The sequence below is a fragment of the Streptomyces sp. NPDC052301 genome, assembly GCF_044593395.1.
GTDB lineage: Bacteria > Actinomycetota > Actinomycetes > Streptomycetales > Streptomycetaceae > Streptomyces.
The window spans coordinates 144367-165306 of record NZ_JBIUBE010000016.1; the positions used below are offsets into that span (position 1 = coordinate 144367).

Here is a 20940-nt window from a genome sequence, read left to right on the forward strand (position 1 = left end):
GGACTCGTCGATGCGCACGAGGGACAGGTAGCGGGGCATGGTGACTCCTTCGGTCGGTCCGGTCGGGGGGGGGGGGGGGGGGGGCGGGCCGCGCCCCCCCCCCCCCCCCCCCCCCCCCCCCCCCGGGGGATCAGGGACGCCGTCTCCGGTTCGCGGTAGGCGCGGGCGACGGTGCCTGCCGCCAGGCCGAGGTCGGCGGCCGGTGGTCGTACCCTCGGCAGCCGTTCGCCCTCCGCCAGCCGTCCGCTGGTGATCAGGGCGGCCAGCTGGGCACGGATCCGTTCGTAGGGCGGCACGGGGCTGGTCGTGTCGACCCGGAGGGCTGTCCGCTCACCGGCGGTCACCCCTGAGAAGTCCGCGCGTCCGCGGCGAGTGCGCCGACGAGCAGGCCGGTCCAGCGGGCGTAGCGGTCCAGCGGCGCGCGGGAGGGGGGAACCGTCGTACCCGCCGGATCCGGTGGGGGCAGTTCGGTCTCGGTCATGACAAACCCCGTGAGACGCGTGCTTGGACTCGCCGCCTGTATCAAGCGGCGAGTCCAAGATGATCGTCCCGCGAGCCTTGTGCCGACTCCTTGCTACAAGTCGCCGGTCAGCCCGACACGACGCGTCCGCTGACCTCGCCCAGCCCGACACGGCCGCCGTTCGCACCGGGCGCCCACGCCGACAGCGTCACCACGTCCCCGTCCTCGAGGAACGCGCGCTTGCCGTCCGGGAGCTCGAGAGGGTCGCGGCCGTTCCAGGTCAGCTCCAGCAGGGAGCCCCGCTGGCGTTCCTCAGGGCCGCTGACCGTGCCCGACCCGTAGAGGTCGCCGGTGCGCAGGGACGCGCCGTTCACCGTCATGTGGGCGAGCTGCTGGGCGGCGGTCCAGTACATCGTCGAGAACGGCGGCTCGGAGACCACATGGCCGTTGATCGCGACGGAGATCCGCAGGTCGTAGCCGCCGGGCTCGATCCCGGGCGCCGCGTCGTCCAGGTAGGGCAGCAGGGGGTGGGTGCGCTCCGGTGGCGCCACGCGCGCGTGCTCGAGCGCTTCCAGCGGGGTGATCCACGCCGACACGGAGGTCGCGAACGACTTGCCGAGGAAGGGGCCGAGAGGCACGTACTCCCAGGCCTGCACGTCCCGCGCGGACCAGTCGTTGAGCAGGCAGAGTCCGAAGACGTGGTCGCGGAAGTCGGCGAGCGCGACCGGGCTGCCCTGTGCGGACGGCACGCCCACGACGAAGCCGACCTCCGCCTCGATGTCCAGCCGGATCGACGGGCCGAAGACGGGGGCCGGGTCGCCGGGGCCCTTGCGCTGCCCGGACGGCCGTACGACGTCCGTGCCCGAGACGACGACCGTGCCGGAGCGGCCGTGGTAACCGATCGGCAGGTGTTTCCAGTTGGGCGTGAGGGAGTCCTCCGCGTCCGGGCGGAAGATCCGGCCGACGTTCCGGGCGTGGTTCTCCGAGGCGTAGAAGTCGACGTAGTCCGCCACTTCGAAAGGCAGGTGCAGGGTCACCTCGGACAGGGGGTGGAACAGCGGCTCGACCGCCTCGCGGTGCGTGGGATCCGTGACCCACGACGTGACGGCGCGCCGCACCTCGGACCAGGTCGCGCGGCCGGCCGCCAGCAGCGGGTTGAGGGTGGGGCGGGCGAGCAGCGCGTGGTACGGCGAGCCGAGCGCGGCGGCGGTGGCGCCCGCGTCGAGGACCTGGTCTCCGAGCCGGACGCCGACCCTCCGCTCCGTGCTGCCGGACGGCGAGAACACGCCATAGGGAAGGTTGTGCGGGCCGAAGGGGTCGCCCTCGGGGACGTCGAAGGGGGGCATGGGGTACTGCCTCACTCTCATCCGGGCCATGCATGGCGCTGTGTTCCATGTGGTCGGGCCACACGTTACGGCCGGGACGCGTGTCTTGGGCAGTGTCCCCGCGGGGTTGCCGTGCGGTGTCTAAAGAGTTCGCAATGTCCGAATAAGCCTTGTCGGAGGGGGCAATTCCGGCTTAGCGTCCTTTGGGACGCGGACGGGGTGGGTCCGTACCGTTTGGGGGGACACGTGGGGGGACCCGTGGCCGGAAACGCCGTCGGTGTGCCGTTCGAGGCGGACCGTGACGTACCAGGAATGATCGTCAAGTTCGGCGACTATCCGCTGCACCACGGCGGTGTCGGCGCGATCCGCAGCCTGGGCCGCCTGGGCGTGCCCATGTACGCCATCACGGAGGACGCGTACACGCCCGCGGCTTCCTCGCGCTATCTGAAGAAGGCCTTCGTGTGGCCGACGACCGGCGCGGAGGACCCGGGCCACCTGGTCGAGGGACTGCTGCGCATCGGCCGCCGTATCGGCCGCCCGACCGTCCTCATCCCGACGGACGAGGAGGCCGCCGTCCTGATCGCCGAGCACCAGGACGCGCTGGCCGGATCCTTCCTCTTCCCGCGCGTGGACCCGGTCCTGCCCCGCCGCCTCGCCAGCAAACAGGGGCTGCACGAGCTGTGCGCGGAGCACGGCGTCGCGAGCCCCGCGGCGGCGTTCCCGCAGTCGTACGACGAGATCGTCGCCTTCGCCGACACGGCCCGTTTCCCGGTGGTGGCCAAGAACCGCGAGGCGTTCGTCCGGCGCAGACATCCCGCCGTGAACGGCACCACCAGGATCGCCACCCGCGAGGGCCTGCTCACCCTCGCCCGCGACTGGGGCGAGGAACCGGGCGTCATCCTCCAGGAGTACCTGCCGCGCGAGGAGGCCGAGGACTGGATCGTGCACGCCTGCTTCGACGCCGACTCCGGCCCGCTCGCGCTGTTCACCGGCGTCAAGGTGCGCTCCTGGCCGCCGCACGCGGGCATGACGGCGAACGCGTACGTCGTCGACAACCCGGAACTCGCCGACCTCGCCGTCCGTTTCATCAAACAGATCGGCTTCAGCGGCATCATCGACCTCGACCTGCGCTTCGACCGGCGCGACGGACAGTACAAGCTCCTCGACTTCAACCCGCGCATGGGCGCCCAGTTCCGGCTCTTCGAGAACGAGTCGGGGGTGGACGTCGTCCGCGCCATGCACCTGAACCTGACCGGCCGCGCCGTACCGGAGGGGGAACAGCGCGCCGGCCACCGTTACATCGTGGAGAACATCGACCTCCCCGCCCTCCTCGCCTACCGCCGCAGCGGCTACACGACGCCGCACGCGCCACCGAAGGCGAGCGGGACGGAGCTGGCCTGGCTCGCGGGCGACGACCCGCTGCCGTTCCTCACGATGCTCGCCCGCTTCGTGCGCCCGGGCGCGAAGCACCTCTATCAGCTGTGGCGGACCAACCGCCGCGGCGGCAGCACCTCCACGAAGTAGGCAAGGCCACGCAGAGTGGCGCACCGTGTCCTGGGGAGGGACTTCGTGATTCGACCGGTTGCAGTCATCGGGGCCGGGCCGTTCGGCCTGTCCACCGCCGCCCATCTGCGGGCGCGCGGCATCCCCGTCCGCGTCTTCGGTGACCCCATGGTCAGCTGGCGCGACCACATGCCCATGGGCATGCTCCTGAAGTCGACGCCCGTCGCCTCGAACCTCGACTGCCCGCAGTCCGGCCACACCCTCGCCGACTACTGCGACGCGGCCGGGATCCGTCGCCTGGTCACCGACGAGGACATCATCCCGGTGGAGACCTTCATCGGCTACGGCGAGTGGTTCCAGCAGAAACTGCTCCCCGACCTGGAGCGGGTCCGGGTCGTCTCCGTCGACCGCGACAAGAGCGGCGGCTTCGAACTCAAACTGGACTCCGGGGAACTGTTCACCGCGCGCGCGGTCGTCGTCGCCACCGGCCTGTCGGGACTGGCCCACCTCCCGGCGGAGCTGGCGGGCGCGGCGGCCGGTGGACCGGCCCCGGCCGGCCCGGTGTCGCACAGCTCCCAGCACCACGACCTGAGCCGCTTCGCCGGCAAGGAGCTGATCGTGATCGGCGCGGGCCAGTCCGCGCTGGAGACGGCGGCGCTCGCCGCCGAGGCGGGTGCACGCGTGCGCGTGGTCGCGCGCGGGCGCGGCCGGGTCGCCTTCGGCGCACCGCCCTGGGACCAGCCGAAGCTGCGTCCGGAGTCCCCGTTCGGCCGCGCATGGTCGCTGTGGGCGCTCAGCTACTACCCGCACCCCTACCGCTACCTGCCCGAGCCGACCCGCCACTACCTGGTCCGCCGGGTCCTCGGCCCGCTCGGCGCATGGTGGCTGCGCGAGCGGTTCCAGAGCAGCGTGCAGGTCGACGACGTCGCCCGCGTCGTGGGCGCCGAGGCGCCGGACGGCAGCCCCGTCCTCACCGTCCGCACGCACGGCGGCCGCAGCGAGCGGCTCACCGCCGACCACGTCATCGCCGCCACCGGCTACCGCGTCGACATCGCGGCGATGGACTTCCTCGGCCACGAACTGCGCACCCGCCTCGAGGTGAGCCGCGGCGCCCCGAAGCTCGGCCCCGGTTACGTCTCCTCCGTCCCCGGCCTGTACTTCACCGGCCTCCCGGCGGCGTCGTCGTACGGCCCGGTGATGCGCTTCGTCTGCGGCACGGAATTCGCCTCCCCGCGCCTGGCGAAACACCTGGCGGCGGCCCACGGCTGACGACGGTCGGAACCGTCCGGGGAAGACCGGAACGACGGTCGCAGCGCGCGCGTGCACGCCCGTACGGCGGCCCTGCACGCCGCGCTGCAGCCGGCCGGCCGCCACGGCGAGGAGCGTCCGCGCGCTCCGACTCCCCCATCAGGGAGCAGCCGGGCACCACTTGGGGCCGGGCAGCACACAAGTACGCGCGATCACAGGTGAGTCGGCCAGGCAGCGTGTCCGTATTCTCTGATCATGGCACCCACCCCCGCGTACGCACTGATCGCCACCGACCTGGACGGGACGCTGCTGCGCCGCGACGACACCGTCTCCGAACGGTCCCTCGCGGCGCTCGCGCGGGTGGCGCGGGCCGGTGCACGCCACCTGGTGGTGACGGGCCGCCCGGCCCCGCGGGTACGACCCCTGCTGGCCGGCCTCGGCTGCCGGGGGCTCGCGGTGTGCGGGCAGGGCGCACAGGTCTACGACGCCGCGACCGACCGTCTGCTCTGGTCGGTGCGGCTGGACCGGGAGCTGGCCGAGACCGCGCTCGGCAAGATCGAGGCCGAGGTGGGGCAGGTCTACGCGGCCGTCGACCAGGACGGCGTGGACGGGCTGACGCTCATCGAGCCCGGGTACCGGATGCCGCACCCGACCCTGCCGGCGGTGCGGGTCGGGCGGCGCGACGACCTGTGGCGCGCGCCCATCAGCAAGGTGCTGCTGCGCCACGCCACGCTGTCCGACGACGCACTGGCGACCCTCGCGCGCGCGGTGGTGGGATCGCTGGCGACGGTCACCATGTCGGGGCCGGGAACCGTGGAACTCCAGCCGTGCGGGGTGACCAAGGCGACCGGGCTGGCGCTGGCCGCCGAGCGGCTGGGCATCGCTCCCGGTCGGGCGCTGGCCTTCGGCGACATGCCCAACGACATCCCGATGTTCGACTGGGCCGGACACGGGGTCGCCATGGCCAACGCCCACCCCGAACTCAAGGCGGTGGCCGACGAGGTCACCTCGTCGAACGAGGACGACGGCATCGCCGTCGTCCTCGAAAGACTGTTCCCGACCGACTGACCGGGATATCAGTAGGAGCCTGTGGCCATCGCCCGGCGGCACCGGTTCGGACGGCGCCGCCGCCGGTCAGTAGGCGCCGAACACGTTGTCGATCGACCCGTACCGGGCGGCCGCGTAGTTGCAGGCGGCGGTGATGTTCGCGACCGGGTCGTAGATGTTGAACGACGTTCCGGCCACGTGGTACGCGTTGAACGTCGGGTCGATGACCTGGAGCAGACCCTTGGACGGGATGCCCTTGGCGGCGTTGGAGTCCCAGAGGTTGATGGCGTTCGGGTTGCCCGAGGACTCCCGGATGATGTTGCGGTAGATGCCGTTGTAGGAGCCCGGGATGCCCTTCTCCGCCATGATCGCGAGGGACTCGCGGATCCAGCCGTCCAGGTTGTTCGGGTACCCGGCCGGGGTGGTGGAGACCGTCGTGGCGGCCGGGGTGGCGGCGGAGGCGCTGGTCGCACCGATGAGCGGCAGGGCGAGGACGGCGGCACCGGTGCCGGCGACGACGAGGGTGCGGGTGAAGCGGTTGTGCCAGGCACGGCGGTGCTGAGCGGCAGCAGGCATGGGGAAGTTCCTCTCCGTCGCCTGCGAGGTGAGCTGTCGGGTTCGGGCGGGGAGGTGCCCGGCCGTGCCTTCCGGGAAGGCACGGCTTCACCCCTAGCCGTTCCGGCGCGACGTGTGCCGTCCGGTCCGGCGCTTACCTGGGTCCCCCGCTCCTGCCGTAGGAATGAGTTCGTGGATGGGTATGCGGGCGGCGGCAGGATTCGGCGTTCCGCCCGACGGCCCGGAACGTATGCGAGAGCACATGTCCGGAACAAGTCGCGGATCCACACAACGCCCCATTTGACCTTGGTCTGTGCCGTATGGGGTACTTGATCCTTTGCGTTTGCCAAGCCTCAACTCGCCGACCGGGCAAGGAGGGAGGGGTCGCGGTGCGGGGTCGGGGGCGCCGGCGGAAGCACGTGACCCAACTCACGGAATAACGAAATGCGTCAAATCGGACATGGTGGATTCGGGCGATTTGCGCTCGGTTCGGGCGGCGGTGGAACCCATGACGAGGTGCCCGTCGTTGTCCTGGCGGGGTGCCCGTCGTCATGTCTGTCGTCGCGGCGGCCGTCATGGCGGTGGTCTCGGCCGTGCGGAGGGTGGCGTGCGCGTTACTCCGCTCGCCTCCCCGGTACGCGACAAAGCGGATGGGGTGGGGTTAAGTCGATAAATGTCCGTTCTTACCATCCGATCGCAAACATAACGGTCATGATCCGATACCGCCCAGGCTGGACCGGTGGGCGCTATCGGTGATCGAAACAGGACCGGATACGCTGACTTGAGTGAGGGCAGCGACCTATCGACAAACCGCGTAATCGCCAGCAGACACCAGCAGACAGGAGACCCCTCGTGACCGTCGTCGGGCCGTTCGGGCTGAGCGTGCGGGACCAGGCTCTGGAAGCCGATGTCCAGGCCGGATTGGCGGCTGTCGAGGAAGGCTTGCTCGAGGCCACCAAGAGCGAGGTCCCGTTCATCACGGAGGCCGCGCAGCACCTCGTACGGGCCGGCGGGAAGCGGTTCCGGCCGCTGCTCGTGATGCTCGCGGCGCAGTTCGGCGACCCCTACGCGCCGGGCGTCGTCCCGTCGGCCGTGGTCGTGGAGCTGACCCACCTCGCCACGCTGTACCACGACGACGTCATGGACGAGGCTGCCGTGCGGCGCGGCGTGGACAGCGCCAACACCCGCTGGGGCAACTCCGTCGCGGTCCTCACCGGTGACTTCCTCTTCGCCCGCGCCTCCCAGATCCTCGCCGACCTCGGCCCCGAGGCGGTCCGGGTGCAGGCCCTCGCGTTCGAGCGGCTGGTCACCGGCCAGATCCTGGAGACCGCGGGTCCCTCGGACGGCCGTGACCCGGTCGAGCACTACCTGGACGTGCTCGGTGGCAAGACGGGTTCGCTGGTGGCGGTGTCGTGCCGGTTCGGCGCGATGATGTCCGGCGCCGACGAGACGGTCGTCGACGTGCTCACCCAGTACGGTGAGCGGCTCGGGGTCGCCTTCCAGCTCGCCGACGACGTCCTGGACATCGCCTCCGACTCCCACGAGTCCGGCAAGACCCCGGGCACCGACCTGCGCGAGGGCATCCCGACCCTGCCCGTGCTCCGGCTGCGCGAGCGGGCGGCCCGGCTGGGGCTGCCCGAGGACATCGAGCTGTGCGAGCTGCTGGACTCCGACCTCAGCGACGACGCCCGGCACGCCCGGGCGCTGGCGGCGTTGCGCGACCACCCCGCGCTGGAGCAGGCCCGCCGGGACACCGTCCGGTACGCGGAGGAGGCGCGGGCCGTGCTGGCCCCGCTGCGGGAGTGCGACGCCAAGGCGGCGCTGCTGGAGCTGTGCGACGCGGTGGTGCACCGCGCCGGCTGACCACCGGAACCGGCAGGACGGGGCATCGTCCCGCCCGACCCCTACGGGTCGGGGGAGTCGCCGCCCCTACGTGTCATACCGCAGTCGTACACGGAGTTGGCTCCGAGGTCTGACGCTTCCTCATGGCCGATTTGGTGAGATGGAAACCACGGAAATCACCACTCCTCACCGATTCGGGTGAGAATGGCGGCTCAGGTGGACCAGCGTGAGGACAGCCGCCGCCGACGACGGAGGTAAGGCACACATGGCACCGTACGAATCCGACGACACAGCGGGCGTCGCGCGGGACGAGGACCTGCGCTCCGGCCGGCGCAAGGCCGCCCGGTACGCCGTCCCCGTCGCGGTGGTGGGGGTTGCGGCGGTCACGATCGGGCTGGTCCCGGCGCTCGCCGACTCGGGTGACCCCGACCTGCCCAGGATCACCGCGCAGCAGCTCATCAACAAGATCGCCAAGTCGGACGTGCAGCAGCTGTCCGGCACGGTGAAGATCAGCACCGACCTCGGCCTGCCCGACCTCGGCGGCCTGGAGAGCGGTCTGGTCTCCGGAGCGGCCAAGGGATCCGGCGACGGCTCCTCCGCCGACCCGCAGGCCAAGCTCACCGAGCTGGTCTCCGGTATGCACACCCTGCGCGTGGCCGCCGACGGCCCGGAGAAGCAGAAGCTGTCGCTGCTGGAGCAGGGTTCCGAGTACAGCGTCATCCATGACGGCAAGGACGTCTGGGGCTACGACAGCAAGAGCAACGAGGTCCACCACAGCACGGCGGCCGACTCCGGCAAGGACCACAGGGCCGAGCCCCCGGCCACGCCCAAGGACTTCGCCGACGAGGCGCTGAAGTCGGTGGACGACACCACGTCCGTCACCGTCGACGGCACCGAGCAGGTCGCCGGGCGCGACGCCTACAAGCTGCTCGTCAAGCCCCGGCAGTCCGGCACCACGGTCGGCGCGATCAGCATCGCCGTGGACGCGAAGACGGGCATGCCGCTGAAGTTCACCCTGACCCCGAAGAGCGGCGGCGCCGCCGTGGTCGACGCGGGCTTCACCCAGGTCTCCTTCGCCAAGCCGGATGCCTCCGCCTTCCGCTTCACCCCGCCCAAGGGTGCGAAGGTCACCGAGGACGAGCGGCAGCCCAAGGAGCGCAGGCACGCGCCCGCGTCCGGCGGGGACTTCGCCGAGGGCCTGGGCGGGGGCACCGTCCTCGGCAAGGGCTGGACGTCCGTCGCCACCTTCGACACCGGCGCCAAGGGCGGCATGCCCAGCGGCTCCAAGGCCGGTGACCTGGGTGGATTCCTCGGCTCGCTCGGTGACCACGTCTCCGGGAAGTTCGGCAAGGGCACGGTCTTCTCCACCCGCCTGGTCAACGCCCTGATGACCGACGACGGCAAGGTCTACGTCGGCGCGGTCACCAAGGACGCCCTGGTGAAGGCGGCGAACACGGCCAAGTAGGCCCTTTCGGGCACGACCGGACGCGCCCCTTCCGGGACGCGAGGACACGAGGGGGGAGCCGATGGCCGGACCGTCCGCCACGGAGCGGGACCCGGGCCGGGCGCGGGACGGCGTCATCGCCACGCGCGGCCTCACCAAGCGCTACCGGGGCGGACACCTCGCCGTGGACGGTCTCGACCTGACCGTCCCGGCGGGCAGCGTCTTCGGCTTCCTCGGTCCGAACGGCTCCGGCAAGACCACCACCATCCGCATGCTGATGGGCCTGATCGAGCCGACCGCGGGCACGGCCCACGTGCTGGGCCGGCCCATGCCCCGGTCGGCCCGCGCGGTCCTCCCGCAGGTCGGTGCGCTCATCGAGGGCCCCGCCCTGTACGGCTTCCTCTCCGGCCGGGACAACCTGCTGCGCTACGACGCCGCCGACCCGACCGCCGACCCCCGCACCCGGCGTGCCCGGGTCGCCGCCGCACTGGACCGGGTGGGCCTCGCGGCCGCCGCCGGCAAGAAGGCGAGGGCGTACTCGCTCGGCATGAAGCAACGCCTGGGCCTGGCCGCCGCGCTGCTCCAGCCGCGCAGACTGCTGGTCCTGGACGAGCCGACCAACGGTCTCGACCCGCAGGGCATGCGGGAGATCCGTACCCTGATCCGGGAACTGGCCGCCGACGGCACCACCGTCTTCCTCTCCTCGCACCTCCTCGACGAGATCGAGCAGGTGTGCACCCATGCGGCGGTCATGGCCCAGGGCCGGCTCGTCGTCCAGGGCGCGGTGGCCGACCTCGCGGCCGGGGCGCGCGGCCGGCTGGTGGTGACCACCCCGGACACGGCGGAGGCGGCCGGGGTGCTCAAGGAGCAGGGCATCGGGGACGTCACCGCCGACGGCGACCGCGTCACCGGCGAACCGCCCGCGCGGGACCTCGCCGAGGTGAACGCGGCCCTGGTCGCGGCAGGCGTACGCGTGCGGGGTTTCACGCTCGAACGGGCCTCCTTGGAGGACGCGTTCGTGGCACTGACGGGGGAGGGCTTCGATGTCGCGGGCTGAGACGCTCCAGGCACCGCCCGCACCGCGTGCCGGCCGCCCGAGCCCCCTGTGGACCTTCGGACTGCTGCGCAGCGAGCTGGTCACCACCGTCCGCCGCTGGCGCACGCTCGCCCTCCTCGGGGTGCTGGCCGCGGTGCCGGTGCTGATCGGGATCGCGGTGAAGATCCAGACACGGGGCGGCGGGACGGCGGACCACAGCGGACAGGGCCCCGCGTTCATCTCGCAGATCACCAACAACGGCCTGTTCCTCGTGTTCACGGCGCTGGCGGCGACGCTGCCGTTCTTCCTGCCGATGGCCGTCGGCGTCGTCGCGGGCGACGCGATCGCGGGCGAGGCGGGCGCCGGCACCCTGCGCTATCTGCTGGTCGCACCGGCCGGCCGCACCCGGCTGCTGCTCACCAAGTACGCGACCGTGCTGGCCTTCTGTCTGCTGGCCACCCTGGTCGTCGCGGTGTCGGCGCTGATCGTCGGCGCGCTGCTCTTCCCGCTCGGCGATGTGATGACGATCTCCGGCACCCGGATCGGTTTCACCGACGGACTCGGCAGAGCCCTGCTGATCGCCCTGGCCGTGGCCGCCTCACTGGTCGGCGTGGCGGCCCTCGGCCTGTTCGTGTCGACCCTCACCAACAGCGGCATAGCGGCGATGGCGACCACCGTCGGCCTGGTCATCACGGTCCAGATCCTCGACCAGATACCCCAGCTGCACGCGCTGCAGCCGTACCTCTTCTCGCACTACTGGCTGTCCTTCGCCGACCTGATGCGCGACCCGGTCTACTGGGACGACCTGATGAAGAACGTCGGACTCCAGGCGCTGTACGCGGCGGTGTTCGGCTCGGCGGCCTGGGCGCGGTTCACGGCGAAGGACATCAGCGCGTAGGCCCTAGGGCCTAATCTGACGATTCGCGCCTGCCACGCGCATCGTCAGACAGGCCCTAGCGGGCAGCGGTCTCGTACGGGAAGCGTGCGAGGGACGCATCCTGGGCGAAGAACGTCTTCGCGCGCGTGAGCGCGTCGGTGTCCTTCAGTACGTCCCCGGGTGCGCTGCCGTTGCCCAGCAGGACCCCGCCGAAGCGCATCCTCATGTAGGCGGCCGAGTTGTTGAGCGTGCCGACGTACGGGTCGGCGACCGACGGCTCGTCGTCCGCCAGCGCGGCGATGCCCCACAGGGTGCGGCCGGCCAGGGTCTCCCGGAAGCCGAGCCCGGGGGTGCGCAGCCAGCCGGACCAGTGGTCCAGGTAGCGCTTGGTCTGGCCGGACACGGAGTACCAGTACAGCGGGGAGGCGATCACGATGTCCGTGGCCGCGAGCGTGGCGTCCAGCAGCAGGCCGGGGGTGGTGTCCGAGGACGGCCGGGCGTGGTCGCTGTCGTGCCGCTGGTCCGTGAAGTCGGGCAGCGGGTGCTCGGCGAGGCGGATCCAGTGCTGTTCGACATCGCCGGGCAGCTGCTCGGCGGCCCTGCGGGCCAGCAGTTCGGTGTTGCCGTCCGGACGGGAGCTGCCCAGGACGAAGAGGAAGCGGCGGCTCATGGGTCCCCCAAGGTGGCGATGTCGTACCGCGAATAAAGGCATGTGCATCTTATGCATACGCAAGCAATTTTGGCCAGGGTGCGGCTGGTGCGAGGCTGTGACGTCACGGTGACGCACAGAGCGGGACGAGCCGACAGACTGGTTGGCAGGACGCGTACGACCGGATCGCGACGCCGGGGAGTGAGGAAACAGCGATGTCTCGACTCAGCTTCGAGAAGAAGCGGGTGCAGCAGCCCGCGGCGCATCCGGCGACGGTCGCCGTCAGGGTGTTCGGCGCGGGAGGCGCGTCGGTGGGCGGGGCGTCGGTCGTGGCGGCTCCCGGAGAGGAGATCCAGCAGGCCGTGCTGAACCACCTGCAGCGCCTGGCCATCAGCCTCGGTGCCCCCATACGGGCCACCATCCGCGACGACCGCGCGGGCTGCGTCGTACCGCTGGAGGTCTGCGCGGACGGCTCCAGCCGGGTGACGGGCGAGGCGGTACGGGTGCCTCGGCGCGAGGAGCCCGTGTCCTCCACGGCGGTGCAGGCGCCGACGGGGCAGTTCGGGCCCGCACCGGTCATGGAGGTACCCGCGCCCGCGCCCTTGCCTGCGCCTGCCGCGGAGGCGTGCGGGCCCGTCGCCCACGCGCGCGTGCCCGCGCCCGTCACCGAAGCGGCGGCGCCCGCCCCCGAGCCCGTCATGGACGCGCCCGTCCCCGCCTCCACCTCCACCCCCACCCCGCCGCGAGGCTTCGACGCCGTGGCCGAGGAGGTGCTCGGGGACGAACCCGTGACCGAGACCGCGGAGGGGGCCGAGTTGCTCACCGGGCCGCTGACACGCATCAACGAGGACGTGCGGGCGGGCCGGATCGAGGCGGCGGCCGAACTCGCCGACCGTACGGTCACCGAGGCGTCCGCCGTGCTGGGCCCCGACCACGCCGAGGTGCTGCACCTGCGGGAACTGACCGCCTACATCGCCTACTTGGCGGGCGACCCGGTGCGCGCCTGCAGGCTGTCCCTGGATCTCGCCGCACTGCGCCGGCAGGCCCGGGACACGGAGGCCGCCTACGGCAACGTGCAGAGCGCGGCGACCGCCTGGCGCGCGGTGCGCGACCCGGAGGAGGGCCTGCGGCTGGGCCGCGACCTGATCGACCTGTGGACGGGCCTCAGCGCCGAGCCGGGCCCCGCCGCCGAGGAGACGCGGCCCCTGGAGTCGGCCCGCGCCCGCATGGTCCGCCTGGCCGACAGGGCGGCCCGCGCCGCACAGTCCTGAACACTGCGAGCGGGCGCCGGACATGACCGGCGCCCGCTCCGACCTGTCCGGTGGACTGCCGGTGCCGTCTGTTCCGACGCCGCCGCCCTCGTCGCCCGCGACGCCGCGGGCGACGCCGGAAAGCCGTGCGTGACGCCCAGAAGGCTGCTGCGACGTCCCGAAGGCTGTGTGCGACGCCCGGAAGGCTGCTGCGACGCCCGGAAGGCTGCGTGCGACGGCCCTGGAAGGCAGTGTGCGATGCCCGCGCCGGGCAACCCTGGAGCGCGGTCCTGACCCTCTCCGGATCCGCCTGACTGCTCGCCGTCGCCGTCGCCGTCGCCGTCGCCGCCCGCCGCACCGCATCCGGCGCGCCCTCCGGCGGCTCCTCGTGGATGCCGCGACGCCGCGGTCCTCACGCCCCGCCGCCCTGCCGGCCCACGCCCTCGCCCGTCCGAGACGGCCAGGGGTGATCCCGAGCCAGTCACCCAACGACAGTGGCCTGCGGCGCCTTTGAACGGACGTCACCTGCCTCGTGGGGGTGACGTGTGCCGCTTTTATTGATCTTGCGTACAGCGATGCATCTGTGATTACCTTTAAATCACAGTACAACTTTAGAGTTCGGTTGGTCGTCGGCCCGCCTGACGGGGGGCCAGTGGGGAGTCGGTCACATGAACGTCGTCGCGGCAGGCGGACACAACCTGTTGCGCAGTGCGCTGTGCGCGTTGCTCGCGAGCGAGGACGACATCGCTGTCGCCGCGCAAGCCGCCGAGATCGGCCAGGTGACGGAGCTGGCCTGTCGGCACCGCCCGGACGTCGTGCTGTTGCACCTGGAGCGCACGGACCTGGCGGCGGTGCACACCGTGCTCGCCCTGCGGGCCGACTGCCCGGGGACCCGCATCATCGCCATGACCCCGTTCGAGGACCGGGCGTTCCTGCGGGCCCTGCAGCGGGCCGGTGCCCAGCGGTGCCTGTCCTCCCGGATCACGTACACGGAGCTGGCCGCCGCGGTGCGCGGCGAGACCCGCGACCGGTCCGCCGTCTCCCCGCTGCTGGCGCTGCTCACCCCGCGCGAGGCGGAGATCATGCGGCTGGTGGCACGGGCGCTCAGCAACCGGCAGATCGGCCGGCGCCTGGAGATCACCGAAGACACCGTCAAACGCCATCTCTACAACGTCTTCAAGAAGCTCGACGTCGGCTCCCGCCTGGAGGCGGTCAACCGGCTCTACGGCGGCCGGTCCATGACCGCGCGCACCGAGGCAACGCATCCCGCGGCCTAGGGGTTCTGGGGACCGGCCCCCCGCCGGGTGACGGCTCCGGCCGTCCCGGTCCCCGGCAGGGTCCGGTCCCCGGCAGGGTCCGGGCACGAGCTTCGCGGGACGCCGGGGGGCGGCGCCGTCGGCGTGCGCCGCCCCCGGCCGGCCGGTTCAGCGGGCGGTGGTGACGAACTCCGTGAAGCCGCCCTCCTGCAGTTTCAGCTGGGCGTGGATGTCACCGCCCAGCCCGAAGAAGCCGATGGCGCCGCCGTAGTTCTGCTGGTAGCTCATCCACAGCAGTACGACGTTCACGATGCGTCGCGGCCCCGGGGCCCCCGGCGCCGGGAAGGGGTTCGGCAGCGTGGCCCGGTAGTGGCCCTTGCCGGCCGCGTCGGCCAGGAACACGTTCGGCACGCCCAGCGGACCGGGCCGGAAAGGGCCCCGCGGCGCGGGCGCGAGATCGTGCTCCCGCAGCGACATCACCGTGTACATGCTGTCCGGCACCAGCCCCGAGAACTCGAACCGGAACTCTGCGTCGTGGCCCCCGTTCACGGTGGCCACCTCCAGGGAGCCCTGGGCCTGCACCCATTGGCCCAGGGTGACGGGCTCGCGGACCCTGCGCCCGTCCTCGGGCCGCAGATCCGGGATCGGCACCTCGTGGAAGGGGTGACTGGGCCTGTGGATCCGGTGCGCCTGCGGGCACTGGTCGGGGGCGAACAGCATCGGGTAGTTGTTGTTCGGCAGGGGCAGCGGCAGGGTGTACAGGACCATGTCCCGGTCTGCCCGGGTCAGTTCGGCGGACTCGGCCGGCAGCTCCCGCACGATCCGGTACGGCAGCTGTTCCCCGTGCGGCGGCACCTCGCTGTCCGGGGAGACGATCGCCGACCCCCACTCCGAGCGGACCGAGCCGTCCGGTCCGGGCCGGTTGATCCGGCCGATGACGACGAAGTCGCCGTCCTCGTTCATCACCTCGCTCGGCGGGTAGGTCGGTCCCTGGGTGGTCAGACTCAGCTCATAGGTCGCGGTGGGCATCGGTCAGGCCTCGATCCTCGCGTACGTCTTCGTGAACAGGCCCTGGTCGCCGCCCCGGGTGACGATGTACTTCTCCCGCACCTCGGTGAGGATCGCCTCGTACCCCGGGGTCCGGAAGACCGCGTTGTGCTGCGCCGGAGGCACCGAGAATCCGGCCACGAACAGCACGCCCGGCTCGGTGCTCAGCAGCGAGTGGTACGCGATGAACACCTCCGACTCGGGTGCGGCGCGCACCGTCTCGAAGATGGTGCGTTCCCGCCAGCCGCGGTACGCGTCGATCACCGGCGGCTTGACCTCCACCCGGCGCAGCTGCACGTAGGGCGTCGCGGGCAGCGGGTCCGCCGTGTCCTTGACCGCTTCCACGAAGTCGTGGACCTGGCGGCGCAGGTCGCCGGCGAGCGCCGGGGCCACGGCGTCCCAGAGTGCCGCGGCCTCCTCCTGGAGCGTGGCCAGCTCCTGAAGGCCACTGAGCGGCCGCAGTTCGAGCAGGGAGTGGTCCTCCAGCGACCGGTACAGCCGGCGGCCGTCGGGGCGGTCGGCCTGGAACTCCAACCAGCCCTTGACGGCCCGGTCGAGCTGGTCCGGCTGGACGGGGGCTTCCGTGACGAGCAGCAGCGGTGCGGACATGGTGGTGTCGTCCCATCTGAGAGAGGTGTGCGGATGCGGTACAGGACTGCCGTGCGCAGTCAGCAGGTGCCGTCGGCCGCCGGCGCCGTGAGGCGCACCGGGGCGCGGTCGGAGGGGGTGAAGGCGTCCACGCGGATCTGCCGCCAGACTCCGTGCACCAGGAACGGGTCCTGCCGGAAGTGCCGTTCGACGGTGTCCCGGTCGGGGGCGGCCACGACGAGGAGGCTGCCGACCGCCCGGCCGCCGTCCTCCGCGACCAGCGGCCCGTACAGCAGGGGGTCGAGCAGGCCCGAGCGCAGGTGGAGCGAGTGGTCGGGCCGCAGGCGCGCCCGGAGGGCCTCGGTGCCCGGGGCGTCCAGGCAGTGCACCACCCACAGCGGCCGCGTCACGGCGTCGCGGCCGGTACGGGGGCCGCCGACAGGGCGGCACGAATCGCCTGCCGGGCGGCCATGGACTCCTGCTTGACGGCGACGGCCTGCGGTACGACCCGTACCGTGGCGTCGAACTCCGCTGCGGCACGGCTGTCCTGGGTGACCGTCACGGTCAGTTCGAGGGAGTCGCCGACCGGGCCGGGGTGCCGTGCGCGCAGCCGGAGGCCGACGGTGGCGGGCAGCGGGAAGACGAAGCTGTGGAACTCCGCGCGGATCGCCGCGATCACCAAGCGCCGGGGTTCCGGGTCCGGGAGCAGGAACCGCTCGGTCACCGCCGTCCAGGTCTGACGAGCGGCCTCCAACAGCGTGACGGCCGGGATGTGCTGTCCGGTGAGGTGGTCCGCCAGCACCTCCACGCGCGGGTCGAGCAGGAGCGGGGCCGCGTAGACGTCCGGGCCGGTCCGCCGCACCTCCCCGATCAGGACGTTGTGCTCCTGGTGCTTGTGGGTCGGGGCGCGGTCGGACGGCAGGGGCAGGTCCGTGCCGGTGAGCGCGCCCAGCTCGTGCCGCTCACCGGCGGTCAGGCCCTGGCCGGCCACGAGCGGGGTCGCCGGGGGCAGTTCCCCCGCGCGCAGCCGGCCGAGCAGATCGGACACGGGTGCCGTGCCCGGATTCTGCAGGAATTCCTCGAATCGATCGCCCACGACGACGCGGGCGGCGGGTTCTTGCGGCATTGCGGACATCCTCATCTCAAGCGGAACGGGCGCGGATTCTGCGGCCGGGCACATGGATCACGCGACGACCCACGCGGAAGGTCGGTGCGGCGGCCGTACGGAGGCGACTCATACGGCGATGGACCGCGAGAGTGCGCCGTGATAGGCCCCGACCAGGTCGGCGACCGTACGGACGTCAGAAATCAGCAGCTCCTCCGCGAACGGATCCACGCCGGTGTCCGCCTCCAGCTGGATGATGAGCCGTGCAAGCAGCAGGGAGGTCAGACCGAGATCGGTCAGCCGCTCGGCGCCGGTGATCGGCGCGTGCTCCACTCCGGCCTCCGCGAGCAGTTCGGTCAGTTCCCCGAGCACGATGGACCGGGTGGTTTCCTCACTCAGCATGTGATGCCTCCGTCGACGACGATGGACTGTCCCGTGATGAACGACGCCTGGGGGGAGAGCACGAACGAGACGGCGTCGGCGATCTCGTCGGCGGTGGCGACCCGGCCCAGCGGCGTGCGCCGGGCGATCCGGCCCCGGTCGGTGTCCGTGACGTCCGTGGTCAGGTCGCTGTCGAAGAACCCGGGCACGACGGAGTTCACACGGATGCCCAAGGGACCCAGCTCCCGGGCCAGCGCGCGGGTGAGCCCGTCCAGGCCCGCCTTCGCGGCGGCGTAGACGGCCACGCCCCGGTAACCGCGGAGCGAGTTGATCGAGGAGACGGTGACGATCCGCCCGCCGCCCGTCCGGCTCATCGCCCGGGCGCAGGCCTGGGTGAGGATGAGGGGTCCGGTGAGGTTGGCGGCGATGCCGGCCGCGATCCGGTCGGGTCCGGTGGTCAGGAAGAGCTCCAGGCCGGGCGGGGCCGCCGCGTTGTTCACGAGCAGGTCGATCCGGCCGTACCGGCGCAGCACGTCCGCGGTGAAGCGGCGCAGCGACGCGGGATCGGTCAGGTCGGCAGCCTCCCAGAAGAAGGCATCGGGCTCCGACTCCGCCGTCCTGGTCACGAACGCGCCGGCGGACCGGCTGAAGGTGGCGACCCGCCAGCCGTCGGCCAGCAGCCGGCTCACCAGGACGGCGCCCAGCCCCCGGCTCCCGCCGCTGATGACGGCGACCGGGCGCGCCGCCGTGTCCGTGGCCGCCGTCATGCCAGGCTCCTGACCTTCTTGAAGCGCTCGGAGTGCTGGGGCGCGGACGACACCTCGACGAGGGCGGGCACCTTGAACGGCTCCAGCCGGGCGGCGCAGTGCCGGCGCACGCGGTGCGCGACCGTACGGTGGTCCTCGTCGTGGGCCAGTTGCACGGTCACGGTGACCACGGACCCGGTGACATGGCTGGGCCGGCCGCGGACGGTGGCCTCGGCGACGTTGTCCACCTCCAGGACGACGCTCTCCACCTCGCTCGGGTAGACCTTCTCGCCACCGACGTTGATGATCTCGGAGCGGCGGCCGAGGATCCGCAGCCACTCGCCGTCGGCCTCGACCACGTCCTGGGTGTCGAAGTAGCCCTCGGCGTCGAACGGGGCCGGCGCGTTGAGATAGCCGAGCATCGCCATGTCGGAGCGGACCCACAGCACCCCGTCCACGATGCGGTGGTCGAAGCCTTCCTGGCCGAGCTTCACCCAGAGGCTGTCGTCGTCGCGCGACTTGGTCGGCAGGATGCCCAGTTCGGAGAGCCCGTACGTCTGCTTGAACCGCACCCGTGGCAGCGCCTCCTTCAGGCGCCGCAGCGTGCGCAGCGGCATCGGCTCGGTGCCGTAGGTGACCAGCTCCAGGGAGTCGGTGGCACACCGGTCCAGGACCCCGGAGATCAGCACCATGTTGAGGAACGTGGGCGTGGTCGGCAGCACCTGGGCACGGTGGCGCTCGACGGCCGCGAAGACGGCGTCCGGGGTCCGCTCCGGCACCGTCACCACCGTGCCGCCCCGGTACAGCGTGTGCAGCAGGGTGTTGATGCCGCCGATGTGGTCCAGGCTCAGGAAGGACAGGATGCGCTGCGGCCGGCCGCCGGGCCGGTACCGGCCGAGCACCTTGCCGAAGTCCAGCACCGACGCCTTGCTGCGGCCCGTGGTGCCGGAGCTGAACAGCACCAGCCCGGGCCGGGAGGTCTCTCGCAGCCCCCGGTACAGCTCGTGTCCGGCCCGGCGGCCGGTGCGCTCCAGCGTGCGCCCGCCGGACCGGCCCAGCCGGATGGTGGTCTCCACCTCGGCCACGTCGAGGAACTCGGCACGCTTCGCGTCGGGCAGCGCGGTGAGCGGTACGACGATGACGCCGCGCTCGACCAGGGCGAGCAGTCCGGCGCAGGACTGCGGCGAGCACGGGCCCTCCAGCGTCACCACGTCCCCCGGGCGCACGCCCTGCCGGTCGAGGAACCGAGCCCACTCCCGCACCTCCTCCAGGAGCCCGGCGTACGTGGTGGTGGTCCCGTCGAAGACGACGGCCTCAGCGGTCCCGTATTTCTCCAGCACCGCGGTCAGGGTATCTGTCACGGATTTCCTCCGGAAGTTTTCCGCTTCCATTCCCCACAGGCGGTGGGAAGTCGTCCGTGAATGACTTTAGGGGCCGGTCCTGGCCTGCTCAACGGGCCTTTGTGGCGCCGGAGTTCCTATGTTCTCCTGGCCATCCCGATACGGGTACGGCGGTGGGTGTTCGCAATTTCCGGAAGTGCCGCCGGGGCGACGGGAAAAGGCCATGCGAAAAGGCCGTTCTCCGCCTGGCGAAGGGGCGGAGAACGGCTTGGGGGAAGCGTGGATTCAGGAGGCGGGTTGTTCGTCCGGGCTCGGCACCGCGACCGGGGCGGCCGCGGCCGCGGGCCGGGGCGCGTGTGCCTCGCGCGAGGAGACGAAGACACCCAGGATCACCACGAGACCGGCGGCGATCTGCAGCGGTGTCACCGGCTGGCCCAGCACGAACGAACCCAGGACCGTGAACACGGGCACCAGATGGAAGAAGACGGCGGTGTCGGCGACACCGATGTGGCTGACGCCGTAGTTCCAGAAGACGTACGCCAGCACGGTGGCGAGCAGTCCGACGAAGGCGAGCGCGGTCCACACCCCGGCCGGCAGCGCCGCGAGGACGTGGGGCGTCGGCCGCGGGCTGACCTGCGAGGCCACCACCCACAGCCCGGCGCACCCCATCAGGGTGGTCAGCCCGGTGGTCACCACCGGTGTGCTGTTCTTGACGTACCGGCCGCCCAGGATCGAGTACAGCGCCAGACAGGTGGTGGCGCCCACGCACATCAGGTCGCCGATGTTCGGCGGCTCCAGCCGGCGTACCGAACCGGCGAGGATCAGCACGGCCACCCCGGCGAAGCTGACCAAGGTGCCGATCTTGTGCCCGCGGCTGATCCGCTCCCTGTGCCAGACGCCTGCGATCAGCGCCGTGACCAGCGGGTTGGTCGCCTGGATCAGGGCGCCGTTGGTGGGGGAGGTGTGCCGCATGGCGAAGAAGAACAGCACGTTGAAGAGGAGGACACCCACCAGGGCCATCGCCAGGAGCGGGCGCCAGCTGCTGCGCAGGGCCCGCAGCGCGACGCGCCGCCGGACGGCCAGGACGGCGAGGACGGCCAGGCTCGCGATCGAGTAGCGCAGTGCGGCGCCCGCCGGCGGCGACACATGGCGCACGGTGTAGTTCACCAGGTTGAAGGTGGCACCCCAGAACAATGCCGACATGGTCAGCATGAGGTAGATGGCTTTTCTGCTCATGGCGT

Annotated in this window: 22 protein-coding genes and 1 riboswitch; of the genes, 9 read left to right on the forward strand and 13 right to left on the reverse strand. The window is 71.8% G+C overall.

Annotated features, from left to right (window positions below):
* From ACIHEJ_RS34295 to fahA, 3 genes are all read right to left on the reverse strand, one after another.
* Positions 1-344, reverse strand: a 344-nt coding sequence (locus ACIHEJ_RS34295) for a GntR family transcriptional regulator (protein WP_400141577.1), incomplete at its 3' end; no start/stop codon positions are given.
* Positions 341-481 carry a hypothetical protein gene (locus tag ACIHEJ_RS34300; RefSeq protein WP_400141476.1) on the reverse strand — a complete coding sequence of 47 codons (141 nt, stop codon included), beginning with the start codon at positions 479-481 and terminating at the stop codon, positions 341-343. The genes ACIHEJ_RS34300 and ACIHEJ_RS34295, both read right to left, overlap by 4 nt.
* 107 nt (positions 482-588) lie before the next feature.
* Positions 589-1806 (reverse strand): fumarylacetoacetase, encoded by a 1218-nt coding sequence (fahA, locus tag ACIHEJ_RS34305; protein ID WP_400141477.1) that lies wholly within the window; start codon positions 1804-1806, stop codon positions 589-591.
* Between the two features lie 258 nt (positions 1807-2064).
* Here fahA and ACIHEJ_RS34310 point away from each other — a divergent pair, with 258 nt between their 5' ends.
* From ACIHEJ_RS34310 to ACIHEJ_RS34320, 3 genes are all read left to right on the forward strand, one after another.
* Complete coding sequence (locus ACIHEJ_RS34310; RefSeq protein WP_400141578.1) at positions 2065-3309, forward strand: ATP-grasp domain-containing protein; 1245 nt, start codon at positions 2065-2067, stop codon at positions 3307-3309.
* Positions 3310-3354: 45 nt separating this feature from the next.
* Complete coding sequence (locus ACIHEJ_RS34315) at positions 3355-4557, forward strand: FAD-dependent oxidoreductase (RefSeq protein WP_400141479.1); 1203 nt, start codon at positions 3355-3357, stop codon at positions 4555-4557.
* 234 nt (positions 4558-4791) lie between these two features.
* Entirely contained in the window at positions 4792-5604 is an 813-nt protein-coding gene (locus tag ACIHEJ_RS34320) for an HAD family hydrolase (RefSeq protein WP_400141481.1), read from the forward strand.
* 66 nt (positions 5605-5670) lie between these two features.
* Here the strand turns inward: ACIHEJ_RS34320 and ACIHEJ_RS34325 are convergent, their stop codons facing one another.
* Entirely contained in the window at positions 5671-6159 is a 489-nt protein-coding gene (locus ACIHEJ_RS34325) for a transglycosylase SLT domain-containing protein (protein ID WP_400141483.1), read from the reverse strand.
* Between the two features lie 5 nt (positions 6160-6164).
* Positions 6165-6339: riboswitch (cyclic di-AMP (ydaO/yuaA leader) on the reverse strand.
* 651 nt (positions 6340-6990) lie between these two features.
* Between ACIHEJ_RS34325 and ACIHEJ_RS34330 the strand changes: the two genes are divergently transcribed.
* From ACIHEJ_RS34330 to ACIHEJ_RS34345, 4 genes are all read left to right on the forward strand, one after another.
* The gene (locus ACIHEJ_RS34330; protein WP_400141485.1) at positions 6991-8001 is read left to right on the forward strand and encodes a polyprenyl synthetase family protein; all 1011 of its coding nucleotides are present in this window, start codon (positions 6991-6993) and stop codon (positions 7999-8001) included.
* Positions 8002-8245: 244 nt separating this feature from the next.
* On the forward strand, positions 8246-9445 hold the full coding sequence (locus ACIHEJ_RS34335; protein ID WP_400141487.1) for an outer membrane lipoprotein carrier protein LolA: 1200 nt from the start codon (positions 8246-8248) through the stop codon (positions 9443-9445).
* A 61-nt stretch (positions 9446-9506) separates the two neighbouring features.
* Positions 9507-10481, forward strand: coding sequence for an ABC transporter ATP-binding protein (locus ACIHEJ_RS34340; RefSeq protein ID WP_400141488.1), 975 nt, complete (start codon positions 9507-9509; stop codon positions 10479-10481).
* Positions 10468-11358, forward strand: coding sequence for an ABC transporter permease (locus ACIHEJ_RS34345; protein ID WP_400141490.1), 891 nt, complete (start codon positions 10468-10470; stop codon positions 11356-11358). The genes ACIHEJ_RS34340 and ACIHEJ_RS34345 overlap by 14 nt, the downstream gene beginning before the upstream one ends.
* Before the next feature lie 55 nt (positions 11359-11413).
* On the opposite strand, the gene ACIHEJ_RS34350 is transcribed toward ACIHEJ_RS34345, so the two are convergent.
* Entirely contained in the window at positions 11414-12007 is a 594-nt protein-coding gene (locus ACIHEJ_RS34350) for a flavodoxin family protein (protein ID WP_400141491.1), read from the reverse strand.
* Positions 12008-12201: 194 nt separating this feature from the next.
* Between ACIHEJ_RS34350 and ACIHEJ_RS34355 the strand changes: the two genes are divergently transcribed.
* Together ACIHEJ_RS34355 and ACIHEJ_RS34360 are read left to right on the forward strand one after the other, a co-directional pair.
* Complete coding sequence (locus ACIHEJ_RS34355; protein ID WP_400141493.1) at positions 12202-13257, forward strand: hypothetical protein; 1056 nt, start codon at positions 12202-12204, stop codon at positions 13255-13257.
* A 647-nt stretch (positions 13258-13904) separates the two neighbouring features.
* A complete protein-coding gene (locus ACIHEJ_RS34360) occupies positions 13905-14513 on the forward strand; it encodes a LuxR C-terminal-related transcriptional regulator (RefSeq protein WP_400141494.1) in 609 nt (202 codons plus the stop codon).
* A 147-nt stretch (positions 14514-14660) separates the two neighbouring features.
* Here the strand turns inward: ACIHEJ_RS34360 and ACIHEJ_RS34365 are convergent, their stop codons facing one another.
* The 8 genes from ACIHEJ_RS34365 to ACIHEJ_RS34400 form a co-directional block, all read right to left on the reverse strand.
* Positions 14661-15521, reverse strand: a complete 861-nt coding sequence (locus ACIHEJ_RS34365; RefSeq protein ID WP_400141496.1) for a hypothetical protein — start codon at positions 15519-15521, stop codon at positions 14661-14663.
* Positions 15522-15524: 3 nt separating this feature from the next.
* Positions 15525-16148, reverse strand: a complete 624-nt coding sequence (locus ACIHEJ_RS34370; protein ID WP_400141498.1) for a hypothetical protein — start codon at positions 16146-16148, stop codon at positions 15525-15527.
* A 59-nt stretch (positions 16149-16207) separates the two neighbouring features.
* Complete coding sequence (locus ACIHEJ_RS34375) at positions 16208-16537, reverse strand: YciI family protein (RefSeq protein ID WP_400141500.1); 330 nt, start codon at positions 16535-16537, stop codon at positions 16208-16210.
* Positions 16534-17253, reverse strand: a complete 720-nt coding sequence (locus ACIHEJ_RS34380) for an AfsA-related hotdog domain-containing protein (RefSeq protein WP_400141501.1) — start codon at positions 17251-17253, stop codon at positions 16534-16536. The genes ACIHEJ_RS34375 and ACIHEJ_RS34380 overlap by 4 nt, the downstream gene beginning before the upstream one ends.
* A gap of 108 nt (positions 17254-17361) precedes the next feature.
* On the reverse strand, positions 17362-17634 hold the full coding sequence (locus tag ACIHEJ_RS34385; RefSeq protein WP_400141502.1) for a phosphopantetheine-binding protein: 273 nt from the start codon (positions 17632-17634) through the stop codon (positions 17362-17364).
* A complete protein-coding gene (locus ACIHEJ_RS34390; protein ID WP_400141504.1) occupies positions 17628-18380 on the reverse strand; it encodes an SDR family NAD(P)-dependent oxidoreductase in 753 nt (250 codons plus the stop codon). The genes ACIHEJ_RS34385 and ACIHEJ_RS34390 overlap by 7 nt, the downstream gene beginning before the upstream one ends.
* Positions 18377-19720, reverse strand: a complete 1344-nt coding sequence (locus tag ACIHEJ_RS34395) for a class I adenylate-forming enzyme family protein (protein ID WP_400141506.1) — start codon at positions 19718-19720, stop codon at positions 18377-18379. The genes ACIHEJ_RS34390 and ACIHEJ_RS34395 overlap by 4 nt, the downstream gene beginning before the upstream one ends.
* Before the next feature lie 264 nt (positions 19721-19984).
* Positions 19985-20935, reverse strand: coding sequence for a DMT family transporter (locus ACIHEJ_RS34400; protein WP_400141508.1), 951 nt, complete (start codon positions 20933-20935; stop codon positions 19985-19987).
* Positions 20936-20940: the final 5 nt, after the last annotated feature.